11 protein-coding genes are annotated in these 12,415 nt (G+C 71.9%); 9 read left to right on the forward strand and 2 right to left on the reverse strand.

Translation table 11 applies throughout. From position 1 onward, the window contains the following. Positions 1–39: 39 nt before the first annotated feature. The 4 genes from ACIGXJ_RS06705 (at position 40) to ACIGXJ_RS06720 (ending at position 6,164) form a co-directional block, all read left to right on the forward strand. Positions 40–1,617: a VWA domain-containing protein gene (locus tag ACIGXJ_RS06705; RefSeq protein WP_399642204.1), complete on the forward strand. Its 1,578-nt coding sequence runs from the start codon at positions 40–42 to the stop codon at positions 1,615–1,617. Positions 1,618–1,639: 22 nt separating this feature from the next. Next, positions 1,640–2,752, forward strand: coding sequence for an AAA family ATPase (locus ACIGXJ_RS06710; protein WP_399642205.1), 1,113 nt, complete (start codon positions 1,640–1,642; stop codon positions 2,750–2,752). After that, positions 2,749–5,508, forward strand: a complete 2,760-nt coding sequence (locus tag ACIGXJ_RS06715; protein ID WP_399642206.1) for a hypothetical protein — start codon at positions 2,749–2,751, stop codon at positions 5,506–5,508. Before ACIGXJ_RS06710 ends, ACIGXJ_RS06715 begins: the two co-directional genes overlap by 4 nt. Positions 5,509–5,570: 62 nt before the next feature. Beyond that, positions 5,571–6,164 carry a hypothetical protein gene (locus ACIGXJ_RS06720; protein ID WP_399642207.1) on the forward strand — a complete coding sequence of 198 codons (594 nt, stop codon included), beginning with the start codon at positions 5,571–5,573 and terminating at the stop codon, positions 6,162–6,164. Here the strand turns inward: ACIGXJ_RS06720 and ACIGXJ_RS06725 are convergent. Continuing rightward, positions 6,122–6,514 (reverse strand): MerR family transcriptional regulator, encoded by a 393-nt coding sequence (locus ACIGXJ_RS06725; protein WP_399642208.1) that lies wholly within the window; start codon positions 6,512–6,514, stop codon positions 6,122–6,124. The genes ACIGXJ_RS06720 and ACIGXJ_RS06725 overlap by 43 nt on opposite strands. A gap of 94 nt (positions 6,515–6,608) precedes the next feature. Between ACIGXJ_RS06725 and ACIGXJ_RS06730 the strand changes: the two genes are divergently transcribed. Beyond that, positions 6,609–7,064, forward strand: a complete 456-nt coding sequence (locus ACIGXJ_RS06730; protein WP_399642209.1) for a hypothetical protein — start codon at positions 6,609–6,611, stop codon at positions 7,062–7,064. Between the two features lie 4 nt (positions 7,065–7,068). Here the strand turns inward: ACIGXJ_RS06730 and mgrA are convergent, their stop codons facing one another. Continuing rightward, the gene (mgrA, locus tag ACIGXJ_RS06735; RefSeq protein ID WP_399642210.1) at positions 7,069–8,112 is read right to left on the reverse strand and encodes an L-glyceraldehyde 3-phosphate reductase; all 1,044 of its coding nucleotides are present in this window, start codon (positions 8,110–8,112) and stop codon (positions 7,069–7,071) included. Positions 8,113–8,525: 413 nt separating this feature from the next. Here mgrA and rpmG point away from each other — a divergent pair, with 413 nt between their 5' ends. From rpmG to ACIGXJ_RS06755, 4 genes are all read left to right on the forward strand, one after another. Continuing rightward, on the forward strand, positions 8,526–8,693 hold the full coding sequence (gene rpmG, locus ACIGXJ_RS06740; RefSeq protein ID WP_399642211.1) for a 50S ribosomal protein L33: 168 nt from the start codon (positions 8,526–8,528) through the stop codon (positions 8,691–8,693). A gap of 43 nt (positions 8,694–8,736) precedes the next feature. After that, a complete protein-coding gene (locus ACIGXJ_RS06745; protein WP_399642212.1) occupies positions 8,737–8,997 on the forward strand; it encodes a type B 50S ribosomal protein L31 in 261 nt (86 codons plus the stop codon). A gap of 306 nt (positions 8,998–9,303) precedes the next feature. Then, positions 9,304–10,983, forward strand: a complete 1,680-nt coding sequence (locus ACIGXJ_RS06750) for a lysyl oxidase family protein (RefSeq protein ID WP_399642213.1) — start codon at positions 9,304–9,306, stop codon at positions 10,981–10,983. Positions 10,984–11,124: 141 nt separating this feature from the next. Then, positions 11,125–12,306, forward strand: a complete 1,182-nt coding sequence (locus ACIGXJ_RS06755; protein ID WP_399642214.1) for a tetratricopeptide repeat protein — start codon at positions 11,125–11,127, stop codon at positions 12,304–12,306. Positions 12,307–12,415 lie beyond the last annotated feature (109 nt).

Genomic DNA, 12,415 nt, shown 5'->3' on the forward strand with positions numbered 1-12,415 from the left:
CCCACGCAGGAAGCGCCCGCGCCCAAGCAGGGGGCGCCTATGCCCACGTTGGAAGCGCCCGCGCAGGAGGCCCCCGCGCCCGCGCAGCAGGCACCCGCGCCCACGCAAGAGGCCCCCGCGCCCACGCAGGAGGCCCCTGCGGCCACGCCGGAGGCACCCGCGCCCACGCCGGAGGCCCCCGCTGCCGGGCGGGAGGCTCTCGCTCCCCGGGTCGATGACGACTCCGACGTCAACCGCCGCCAGGTCCTCTACTGGCGACTGCTCGCCCGCCTCTTCGACCAGGAGGAGCAGCCGGCCCTGGAGTCCGTCTCCCTCGCCGTCGTCGAGGACATCGGCCTGCCCGCCGCGCTGCTCGACCCGCAGACCTCGGTCGACTCCCTCGTCCAGCGCCACCCGGAGCTCGCCGCCGAGTTCGACGGCCTGATGGTTCCCGAGGAGTCCGGCGAGGACCGGGACCGTGCCGCCGAGGTACGCCGCGCGGCCCTGGTGTCGAAAGTGCTGCTGAACGTCTTCGCCCGCGGCTCCGGCACCGTCTCCGCCGGCCGGCTCGCGCGCTGGCAGTCGGACGCCGCATGGCTGGAGCGCGCCCTCGGCTGCAAGCCCGGCGAGCTGCGGGCCGGCCGGGCCCCGGCGCAGAGCCCCGGCGCGCGCGGCGCGGCCGGCGCGGGAGTCGGCCCCACCGGCACCGGAGGAAACCGCCACACCCCCGACCTGAGCCGGCTGATCCCCGAGATCGGACCCGAACTCGGCGCCATCGAGGCCGACCTGGTCAAGCGCATGCACCTGCGCGAGGTCCTCGCCGACCCGCAGCTGGCAGCCGCGCTCACCCCCAGCATGTCCCTCATCGAGCAGCTGCTGCGCGACAAGGACAACCTCTCCGGCGTCGCCCTCGCCAACGCCAAGGCGCTGATCCGGCGCTTCGTCGACGAGGTCGCCCAGGTGCTGCGCACCCAGGTGGAGAAGAGCACGGTCGGCCCCCTGGACCGCTCCGTGCCGCCCAAGCGGGTGTTCCGCAACCTCGACCTGGACCGCACCATCTGGAAGAACCTCACCAACTGGAGCCCGGAGGAGGAGCGGCTCTACGTCGACCGCCTCTACTACCGGCACACCGCCCGCAGGACGACGCCCCAGCGGCTCATCGTGGTCGTCGACCAGTCGGGCTCGATGGTCGACTCCATGGTCAACTGCACCATCCTCGCGTCCATCTTCGCCGGACTGCCGAAGGTCGACGTCCACCTCATCGCGTACGACACCCAGGCGCTCGACCTCACCCCATGGGTGCACGACCCGTTCGAGACCCTGCTGCGCACCCAGCTCGGCGGCGGCACCGACGGCACGGCCGCCATGGCCCTCGCCCAGCCGAAGATCGCCGAGCCGCGCAACACCGTCGTGGTGTGGATCTCCGACTACTACGAGTGGCGCGGCGAGCAGCTCTTCGAGTCCATGTCCGCCCTGCACCGCTCGGGCGTGAAGTTCATCCCCGTCGGCTCGGTGACCAGCTCCGGCCGCGGCAGCGTCAACCCCTGGTTCCGCGAGCGGTTCAAGGACCAGGGCACCCCGGTGATCTCCGGGCACATACGCAAGCTCGTCGACGAGCTGAAGACGTTCCTCGCTTAATCACCAGAGAAAGGCCCACGACATGTCCGACCTGCTGCGCGCCCCCGCCGAGATCAAGTACGCCGAGGAGCTGGACTGGCTGGAGTCGATCGACGACAACCCCAAGCCGTTCTCCTGGCGGTTGTCGCCGAAGATGGTCCGCCTGTTCATCCTCGGCTCCGAGCGCGCCGACGGCCTGGACCGCGAGATCCCGCAGAAGTGGTTCGGAGACCGCAGCTTCGTCGAGCGGTCCATCGTCACCCTCGCCTCCGACCGCGGCCTGCTCCTCATCGGCGACCCCGGCACCGGCAAGAGCTGGCTCGCCGAACTGCTCGCCGCCGCCGTCTGCCGCAACTCCACGCTGGTCGTGCAGGGCACCGCGGGCACCACCGAGGACCACATCAAGTACTCGTGGAACGTGTCCATGGTCATCGCCAAGGGCCAGTCCCGCGAGTCCATGATCCCGTCGCCGATCATGACCGCCATGGAGTCCGGCGCCATCGGCCGCTTCGAGGAGCTCACCCGCTCCACCAGCGACGTCCAGGACGCGCTCATCTCGATCCTGTCCGAGAAGTACATCTCCGTGCCCGAACTCGACAGCGACAACATCGTGTTCGCCAAACCCGGCTTCTCGATCATCGCCACCGCCAACAGCCGCGACCGGGGCGTCAACGACCTCTCCTCCGCGCTGAAGCGCCGCTTCAACTTCGTCCGCATCCCCGTGGTCGGGAACAAGAAGGCGGAGGCGGAGATCGTCCGCTTCCGCACCGAGGAACTGCTGCGCCGCCACCAGATCGAACTGGACGTGCCGCCCACCCTGCTGGACGTGCTGCTGCGGAGCTTCGCCGATCTGCGCGCCTCCGCCGCGGCGGCCGGCAGCGACGACGAGAAGCTGGAGTCAGCGCTGTCCACCGCCGAGCAGATCGGTGTCCTGGAGGACGCCATCCTGCACAGCAACTTCTTCGGCGAGCGCACCCTGACCGCCCACACCCTCGCCTCGTCCCTCGTCGGCTCCCTCGCCCGGCGCGAACCCGAGGACCTCGCCATCCTCAACAAGTACCTGCACGGCGTGGTCGAGCCGCGCAGCAAGGAAGAGGGCGGTTCCTGGCCGGAGTTCCTCGAGGGCGGCCGCGACGCGATCGCGACCCTGTCGTGAGCGAGGCCACCTTCACCGGGCTGCGCTCCCAACTGGAAGAGGCGGCCAAGACGTTCGCAGACGGGCCCCGCGCCCTGGAGGGCATCCTCCTGGGCATGGTCGACGACGTCGACCGGGCGATCCGCGAGCCCCTGGAGATCTTCCCCGTCTGCCACCACTCGCCCGCCTCCGCCCTCGCCATGGCCCGCCGGCTGCGCGAGAAGCAGCCCAAGGTGGTCTACCTGGAGCTGTGCGAGGACATGGCCCCGCTCCTCACCGAGCTGCGCAACTGTCGGCTCCCGGTGGCCGTGCAGGCCTTCGCCAGCCAGATCGACGGCTTCCCCGCGGACTGGGCTCCGCTGTCGGTCGTCGCCCCGGTCACCGAGGCATCCGCCGAGTACCAGGCCATCGCGTACGCCCTGGACACCCCGGGCGTCGAACTCGTCCTCGTCGACCGGTCCTCCGACCACGTCTTCCAGTGGCGCGAGCCCGAAGAGGACACCACCGGGGCGGACACCCCGGCCGAGGAGGAGGCAGCGCTGCACGGCGACGCCGTCGGCGTCGAGATCGGCGACCTCAGGCCCCGGTTCGCCGAACTGGAGGAACACCTGCTGCGGCACGGCAAGGTGCGGCACTGGTCGGAGTGGTGGCACCAGTACGTCGAGCTGCCGCTCGGCGACAGCGACCACGACACCTACCGCCAGGTGATGTTCCTCATCGGCAGCCTCTTCCGCCGCCTCGCGCCCGGCGACACCCGCCGGGTCCGCGTCGACGAGGACCGCGAGCGCTACATGTGGACCCGGATGCGCGAGCACCTCGCCGCCACCGGCACCGACCCCGCCGACTGCCTCTACGTCTGCGGAGCCTTCCACGCCGCCAGCCGCGTCGAGGAGTTCGGCGTCCACGGCAGCGACACCTTCGAGATCAGCCCGCGCACCGCCACCACATGGCAGTACGGCCTGATCCCGTCCAGCCACGCGGCGATCGAGGCGCAGTTCGGCCTCGCCGCCGGCTCGGTGTCCATCGCCGCCACGGAATGGGCGAAGAACGTCAGACGCACCCGTGTGAAGCCGTACCGGCTGGCGGGACAGGCGGGCACCAAGAAGGCAGCGAAGCCCGCCGCACCACTCGCCCCGGTCGCCGACGCCCCGCCCGCCGACCGGCTGACCGGCTTCCTGCGACGCCCGCCCGTGCTCGACTCCCTCGACGAGGCCGAACTGCTCGGCTGGTCCGTGGAGATCGTGCGCGCCGCCCGCCGCAACGGCTACCTCGCCTCCACCGCCGACGCCATCGCCGTGTTCGAGACGTCCATCCTGCTGGCCCGGATGCGCGACCGCGCCAAGCCGACGCCGTACGACTTCCAGGACGCGGCGGTCACCTGCATCGAGAAGGACAGCGTGCCCGGGCGGCGCGATGTGCGCAGGCTCGTCGAGATCATGATGGGCGGCGACCGCGTCGGCCAGGTCGGCTACGACGCCCTGCCACCGCTCGCCCGCGACGTCCACGACCGTCTCGCCCCGCTGAACCTCAGGCTCCAGCAGCGCGGCGTCCGGCGGGCCCTGCTCGACATCGCCGCACAGCCGGAGCTGGAGAAGTGCTCCGACGTGCTGTGGATGCTGAAGTACCTGATGCCGCACGGCGCCGCCCGCCCGATCATGGGCGAACGACGCCTCGGCGAGAAGCCCATCCAGGAGTCCTGGGACCTCGCCCTCGGCACCCACCAGCGGGCGCTCATCGAGCTCGGCTACGAGGGCGTCAGCGTCGAACAGGTCCTGGAACAACGCCTGCGGCGCACGGCCTACGATCCCAAGGCCACGGCCGCGACCGTGCTGGAGACCGTCGAGGACGCGGTCCTCTACCTGCGCAGCCGCCGTCTCGCCGACGAACTCGGCACCCGTGCCCTGGAGGCACTCGCGGCCGAGCGCAGCGTCGACGGCGCGCCCGAGGTGCTGCGCCGGGTGCGCCGGCTGCTGGCCTACTACCGCACCAGCGAGCCCACGCTGCCCGGCTGGATCGAGGCCTTCGTCAAGACCGGCTACGCCCACTACTGCACGCTGCTGCCGACGGCCTTCACCGACGAGGACGCCACCGTCCGCCAGGTCGCGGCCATGCTGGGCTTCCTGTTCGGCATGGAGAGCCTGGCGCTGTCCCTCGGCTGCGACCGCACCCAGCTCGAACTGGCCGTCGCCCAGTCGCACCCGCGGGAACCGGACCGCACCGCCCTGCTGTGGGCGGCCCAGACCCAGCTGGGCCGGCTCTCCCGCGCCGAACTGCGCGCCCGCTGCGCCGAGCTGCTGGGCAACCCGCTGGTCGTGCCCGCCTACCCGCGCTATCTCAGCGGCTTCCTGCACGCGCTGGAGCCGGTGCCGCAGCTGACGGACTTCGTCGTGGAGGCCGTCTCCCACGCCTTCGCCGAGCTGCCGGACCCGGTACTGCTGCCCTGGCTGCCGGCCCTGATCACCACCCTGCGGTCCGGCGGGACCGAACTCGCCCCGCTGCTCATACGCGAGGCCGGGCGGATCTTCCCCGGACGCCTCGAGGCCCTGGACACCTGGGTGCCGCCGTGGCGGACTCCGGCACAGCAGGCCCCCGCCCCGCGGAACTCCCGGGCCGGCGGCGCCGCGCTCCTGCCCTCCCACCCCGCCACCTGCGACGCCCTCGCCGGGCTGCTGGGCTGCGAAGGCCCCTGGGACACGGCGGCTCCGGGCGGCGCCGCCCTGCTGGACCGTCACCCGCGGACGGCGACCGCGCTGGAGGCCCTGCTGAGCAGACCCTGACCGATCACAGCGGCTCCCGGCCCGGCATACTGGGCGCAACTGTCACCGAGCCGGGGGCCGACGTGGGGGAGTCATGGGTCGCGCTGGCCGTCGCCGTGGTCGGCGTCGCCGGCACGCTGGGGGCCGCACAGCTGACGCAGAGCCGGGCCGACCGGATCAAACGGCTCGAACTGGAGGCGCTGGCCCGGCAGCAGCGGGAGGATCGTGAGCACGCCGAGCGGGTACGGCAGTCGGAGGCCGCCGAGGCCCGGCGCCGCGAGCGGCTGGAGCTGCGCCGCGCCTGCTACATCGACCTCAACAGCGCCTTCAGGCAGTACCAGAGCGCGCAGATCGACCTGCTGCACGCGCTGCGTTCCTCGGACGGCATCGCTGCGTGCGCCGAACGCCTGGAGGAGAGCCGTGCCGCCCAGCGCGCGAGCTACGCCCAGGCACAGATGATCGCGCCGGAGCCGGTGCGGCGGACCATCAGCGCCGCCGGCCACCAGATCGGTCACTGCTACGGCATCCTCAAGCAGTTCCTCGACGACAGCACGCCCCGGCCGGACGCGGCGGCCCTCGACGAGTTCACCTCCGTGGAAGTGGAGCGGACCTGGGCCGCGCTGTCCGCGCTGCGTCAGGCCCTGCGCCGCGACCTCGGCGTGGACGACGACGACTGACCGGCCCGCAAGGGGCAGCCCGTGCCGACGCGCTCGTGCAACTCGGCTCGCAGCGCGGCCAGTTCGGACATCCGGTCGTCGATGACCCGGATCTTGTCCTCGAACAGCGCGGACAGGGCCTCGGCGCAGTCGGGGGCGTCCCGCAGCTCCTCCCCGTGGTCGCGGATCTCCGCCAGCGTGAAGCCCAGGGCCTGCGCGGTGCGGACGTAGAAGAGCCAGGGCACGGCCTCCTCGGGGAAGTCGCGGTAGCCGTTGCCCAGCCGTCGGCCGGTGACCAGGCCCAGGCGCTCGTAGAAGCGGATGGCGTCCCTGCTCAGGCCGGTCCGTGCGGCCAGCTCCCCGATGCGCATGCCGTCTTCCCCCCATGTGGACTTGACCTTGGACCGTACTCCACCGTCGAGCATGAGGCCTCGTCGTCCCCCCCCAGAACCCGAGAGGCCCGTCATGACCCCTTCCCAGCCCGCCTACCTGCGGCTCGTGCGCGCGAGCGCCTGGTACGACCTCGTCGTCACGGCGGGGTTCGTCACCCCGTGGACGTACGCTCTGCTGCACACGGCCCTGTCCTGGACCGGCGAGACACTCGGGCTGGGCGCGCTGCCCGCCCGGGAGCCGATGCAGGTGCTGTACGCCGACCTGATGGGATCGGTGGTGATCGTGTGGTCCCTGCTGAGGCTGCGGGCGCCCCTGCCGGCGCACGGGCTGTACGACGGTGTCGCGCGCGCCCTGTTCTCCCTGTGGATGGCGTACGCGCTGGCCGCCGGCGCCTCGGGTGTGCTGTGGCCGTTCCTGGTCGTCGAGGCGGCCTGGGGCGTCGTACAGCTGGCGCCCTGGTGGCGGACGCGGGCAGGTGCCGCCGGACGGCGTCGTACGGGCCGTCCGGCGGCGGGGGAGGGGGTGTAGCGGGTCAGCCGAGGTTGCCCAGGCGGGCGTCCTGCCACAGGTCGACGCCGCCGTCGGTGGCGTACTTGTCGATCTCGGCCAGCTCCTCGGCGCTGAAGTCGAGGTTCTCCAGCGCGGCCACGTTCTGCTCCAGCTGCTCGACGCGCGAGGCGCCGATGACCACGGAGGTGACCCGCTCGTCGCGCAGCGCCCAGGCGAGCGCCATCTGGGCGAGGGTCTGGCCGCGGCGGGCCGCGATGTCGTTCAGGGCGCGCAGCCGCCGCAGCATGTCCTCCGTCAGCCAGCTCGAGTCGAAGGACTTGCCCTGGGCGGCCCGCGAGTCCTCGGGCACGCCGTCGAGGTAGCGGCCGGTGAGCAGGCCCTGGGCCAGGGCGGTGAAGCCGATGACGCCGAAGCCCTCCTCCTCGGCGGCGTCCAGCAGCCCGTCCGTCTCGATCCAGCGGTTCAGCATGTTGTACGACGGCTGGTGGATGAGCAGCGGCGTGCCCAGCTCACGCAGGATGCCGACGGCCTCGCGGGTGCGCTCGGCGTCGTAGGAGGAGATGCCGACGTAGAGGGCCTTGCCCTGGCGGACGGCCGTGTCGAGCGCGCCCATCGTCTCCTCCAGCGGCGTGCTCGCGTCGAGCCGGTGGGAGTAGAAGATGTCGACGTAGTCCAGCCCCATCCGGGTGAGCGACTGGTCGAGCGAGGCGAGCAGGTACTTGCGGGAGCCGCCGCCCTGACCGTAGGGGCCCGGCCACATGTCCCAGCCGGCCTTGGTGGAGATCACCAGCTCGTCCCGGTACGGCGCGAGGTCCTGCTTCATCAGGCGCCCGAAGTTGATCTCGGCGGAGCCGTAGGGCGGGCCGTAGTTGTTCGCCAGGTCGTGGTGGGTGATGCCGAGGTCGAAGGCGCGCAGGGCGATCTCGCGCTGGGTCTCGAAGGGCTTGTCGTCGCCGAAGTTGTGCCAGTAGCCGAGCGACAGCAGCGGGAGGTCCAGTCCTGAGCGTCCGGTGCGCCGGTAGCGCATGGTGCCGTCGTAGCGCTCGGGGTCCGCGACGTGGTTCATCGGGTGATCTCCGGGTGGTGCGGTGAGGGGCCCCGTCGGGGGGCGGGGTATGTGCCCACCCTGCCCCCGGGTGATCCCGAAGTCCAACCGTCCCGGTTCATCGCATTGAGCGGTGTCGCTTCTGAATGCGTCGGGTCTCACGGTGGCGGGTCTCCCCGTGACGGGGTCTCGGGGAGGTGGGTCTGAACGCGGCGGGTCCAGGGGGGCGGGTCTGAACGCGGGGGTCTCAAGGTGGCGGGCCTAAACACGGGGGTCTCAAGGTGGCGGGCCTTAACACGGCGGCGGTCCGAGCGGTCGACCTTCCGCATGCGGCCGTGCCCTCCGGGAATGCCGGGGCCGAGGGTGTGGTTGTGCACATCGCTGGCATGCACAGGCCAAAGGCCCGGAGCGGCCGGCGGAAGGAGGACCACCCCATGGCACGCACCGCCACCGCGCGTCCCGTCGTCACCCTGAGGTCGACGGCCGGGACCGGCGTCACCTACGTCACCCGCAAGAACCGTCTCAACGACCCCGACCGGATGATCCTGCGCAAGTACGACCCGGTCGCCGGCCGTCACGTGGAGTTCCGCGAGGAGCGCTGAACCACGCCCTCACCCGCAGACAGCCATGAGGAGGCACACCCCCGTGAAGCACGGCATCCACCCCGTGACCCGCCCCGTCGTCTTCCGTGACCGCGCGGCCGGCGTCTCCTTCCTCACCCGGTCTACCGCGGACTCGACGCGCACGATCGAGTGGGAGGACGGCACCTTCCACCCCGTCGTCGACGTCGAGACGTCGTCGGCGAGCCACCCCTTCTACACCGGGACGGCCCGCATCGTCGACAGCGCGGGCCGCGTGGAGCGCTTCGAGCGCCGTTACGGCGACCGGGGCGGCGTGCGGCGCTGACGCCGGGCGTTCCGCACCGCCGCCGCTGACGTACGAAGGCGAGCCCCCTGCCGCAGGGGGCTCGCCTTCTTCCTGCCCTCGGACAGGTGCCCGATCGCGTTCGCTCACCGCCGGGTCCGCACGGCCCGGCTCTCACCCGATGAGCTGAATTGCGCATCAACAGGCAACCGGCTGCGCCCGTTTGCGGTCTCACAGGGTGCTCACAGGCCTGCCCTGGACGCGTGGGGTGCGTCCGGCCACACCGGTCAGGCGAGTGAGCTGTCGAGTCCGATGCCACTGACCATGGCACTCGCAGACGAGGAACCGATGACCAGTCAGCAACACCGCAAGCGCATCACGCGTGCGTCGCTCGCCGCGGCCGCGTCGCTCACCGTCGTCGTCGTGGCGGCCGGCGCCGCACCCGGCGCCGGCCCGTCGAGCCCGGCCGGCACGCCCAAGCTCAAGCTGGTGGCCGCGTCGAAGGCCGTCACCGTCGACCGGTGGGAGGGGGAATCCGGGGTCTATCTGGACCTCGGCACGTACATCACCGTCGACAAGGCTCCGCTGGAGTTCAAGGTGACCCGGAAGTCCTACAAGGACCCCGTCGTCGCCCAGCAGATCCTCCGCGACGGCACCACCACACGCACCAAGACGCTGCCCGCCGGAACGGTGAAGGACTTCTCCGGCCTTCCCGGCTTCCTGGAGGTGACCATCACCGACGCCGCCGGGCACGTCGCGGCGAAGACGAGGGGCACCTTCTGCCCGAACAACGCCTCCGGCCGCATCCGCCCGGACGCCCCGGCCAAGTCGCACTACCCGGAGAGCTGCCCCACCAACCCGTTCACCCTCGGATCGGTGTGGGGCGTGGAGAAGGGCTGGGCGTCCAACTCCAGCGCCTTCGACTACGACAAGCCGCTCGACCTCCCGGTCGGCGAGTACACGGCCAAGGTGGCCGTGGCGAAGAAGTACCGGGACATGTTCGGCATCCCCGACGACCGTCCCACCGTCAAGGTGACCGTACGGCAGGCCACGGACGAGGGCGGCGGCGAGGGCGTGGCCGCCGAGCGGTCGGGCGCGCACCACGCCGCCGGACACGGCGGCCACGAGGCCCCCGCCGGCCCCGTGTCCCACCACTACGGACCGCGCGGCGCCGACGCGCCCACCCCGCCGGCCCTGTCCCACGCCCTGGAGGACCGCGGCGCCGCCCACCACCTCGGCGACGGCCCCGGCCACACCGACGGCTCGCGCATCGCGCCCGCCCTGAAGGCCAACGCCGAGCGGCCCACCGGCCGCGCCGGCGCCCCGGCGAACGTGCCCAAGCCCGACCTGCGGTCCCTGCCGGCCTGGGACATCGCCATCACCGACGGCGAGGACGGCGACGTACCCGGCAAGGACTACCTCGCCTTCAGCGCCAACGTCTGGAACGCGGGCCCGGCCCCCCTCGTGGTGGACGGCTTCCGCACCCCGGGCGCGGACCTGATGGACGCGTACCAGTACTTCTACGACGCGAACGGCAGGCAGGTCGGCTACACCCCCACCGGCACCATGGAGTGGGACCCGCGCATCGGGCACGAGCACTGGCACTTCACCGACTTCGCCAGCTACCGACTGCTGAGCGCGGACCGCACCGAGGCGGTGCGCAGCGGCAAGGAGGCGTTCTGCCTGGCCAACACGGACGCCGTGAACTACACCGTGAAGAACGCCAACTGGCACCCGTACAACACCGATCTGTCGACCGCCTGCGGCGAGCAGAACTCGCTGTCCGTGCGTGAGGTCCTGGACGTCGGCTCCGGCGACACCTACACCCAGTACCGTCCCGGCCAGTCCTTCGACATCACCGACCTGCCGAACGGCACGTACTACATCCAGGTCGTCGCCAACCCCTCGAAGCGCCTGAAGGAGACCAACCTCAACAACAACGTCGCCCTGCGCAAGGTGATCCTGGGCGGCACCCCGGGCCACCGCACGGTGAAGGTTCCGCCGCACCAGCTGATCGACGCCAGGTGACACACCTCTGAACCCGGGGCCGCCGTCGTCGTCCGGCGGCGGTCCGCGGGTCCCCGGTCGCTCGTGTCGCTCCTGTGCGTCGCTCCCTCGGCCGAACCTCCACCCGCACGAGTGGAGGCACGGCGGCGCCCGCTCGGCACAATGGACTCCATCCTGCCGAAGGGGGAACCACCCGTGCCGGACGAGTCGTTGGCCGATCTGGCCGAGCGTGTGGAGTGGCACGAGGCCCGGCAGGGCCCCCTCTCGCTGGAGACCGCTGCGGCCCGGCACGACTTCGCGGCCGCCCTGCACTCCGCGGGTCGGCCGGCAGAGGCGGAGGAGCAGTACGCGCGCGCGTACCAGGCATTCGTCCACAGCTGCGGCCGCACCCACCTGTTCACGCTCACCTGCATGAACAACCTCGCGCTCGTGCTGCGCGACCGCCGGAAGTGGCAGCCCGCCCTCGAACTGCTCGCCGAAGTCCACCAGTTGCGCGCCGCCATGGTCGGGCCGACGCACCCGCTGACCCTCAACGCCGCCAACAACTTCCTGATCACCCAAGTGATGCAGGGCGACCTGGAGGCCGCGGCACGCGAGTACCCGGCGCTGGTCGGCGCGTGCGAGGAGGCGTTCGGTCCGGACGACGGGACCACACATGCCATCCGCCTCGACCACGCCCACCTCCTGCGCCGCCTCGGACGCCACCGCGAGGCCGTCGAAGTGCTCGGCGAGCGGGCCGTGCGGCCGGTGGCGGAGGTGCTGCTCGGGTGCGCCCGGCTGCTGCGTTACACGGGCCTGTTCCCGGTGGCCCTCACGGCCTCCCGCTACGGCGCCGAGCTGCGCCTCGGCACCCACGGCGCGGCCCGTACCGAACACACGCCGGGTGAGGTGCTGCGGGACGACGAGCTGGACATCGTCTGCGAGGTCGTCGGGCCGCACGATCTGGAGGTGCCCTACAGCCCCGGCCTGGACCTCCTCGCCCCCTCCGACCAGGTCGCCGACGCGATCGGCGCCCTGGCCGAGCACCTCGCGCCGGCCGGGCGGGAACTGGGCGAACGGCTGCGGGTCCGGGTGTTCGTCCATCACACGCACTGGCCCCGGCTCAGCTCGCCGCCGATCCTGACCCTGGACCGCCGTCTGATGTCGGCCCGGGACCGGGCCCGCCACGACCGGCTGCTGCGGGCCACCGACCACGAGCCCGTGGAGCTTCCGCCCACCGGACGGCGTGGATTCCGGCGCACGGTGGGTGGCTTCTCCGGTCGGCTGACCGGGGCGCCGGTCGTGATCGTGTCCACGGTCATCGGCCTGGAGAGCAGGCCCGGGCCGTCGCCTTTCGAGGCGTGAGCCTCGTCCGACGGTTCGGGGGCCCCTGGAGGCTGTGCGCCCGGGCTCGGCTGGGTTCGTCGTCCGTCGAGGCGTGAGCCTTCGGCCCCTTCACCCTTCGAGGCGTGAG

The sequence above is a fragment of the Streptomyces sp. NPDC053367 genome, from assembly GCF_044545925.1.
Classification (GTDB): Bacteria; Actinomycetota; Actinomycetes; order Streptomycetales; family Streptomycetaceae; genus Streptomyces.

Coding starts and splice junctions, on each gene's coding strand:
- mgrA (WP_399642210.1), bottom strand. CDS start 8,112: ATGAACCACGTCGCGGACCCCGAGCGCTACGACGGCACCATGCGCTAC.
- ACIGXJ_RS06725 (WP_399642208.1), bottom strand. CDS start 6,514: ATGCGCATCGGGGAGCTGGCCGCACGGACCGGCCTGAGCAGGGACGCC.
- ACIGXJ_RS06705 (WP_399642204.1), top strand. CDS start 40: ATGCCCACGTTGGAAGCGCCCGCGCAGGAGGCCCCCGCGCCCGCGCAG.
- ACIGXJ_RS06750 (WP_399642213.1), top strand. CDS start 9,304: ATGACCAGTCAGCAACACCGCAAGCGCATCACGCGTGCGTCGCTCGCC.
- ACIGXJ_RS06710 (WP_399642205.1), top strand. CDS start 1,640: ATGTCCGACCTGCTGCGCGCCCCCGCCGAGATCAAGTACGCCGAGGAG.
- ACIGXJ_RS06730 (WP_399642209.1), top strand. CDS start 6,609: ATGACCCCTTCCCAGCCCGCCTACCTGCGGCTCGTGCGCGCGAGCGCC.
- rpmG (WP_399642211.1), top strand. CDS start 8,526: ATGGCACGCACCGCCACCGCGCGTCCCGTCGTCACCCTGAGGTCGACG.
- ACIGXJ_RS06755 (WP_399642214.1), top strand. CDS start 11,125: ATGGACTCCATCCTGCCGAAGGGGGAACCACCCGTGCCGGACGAGTCG.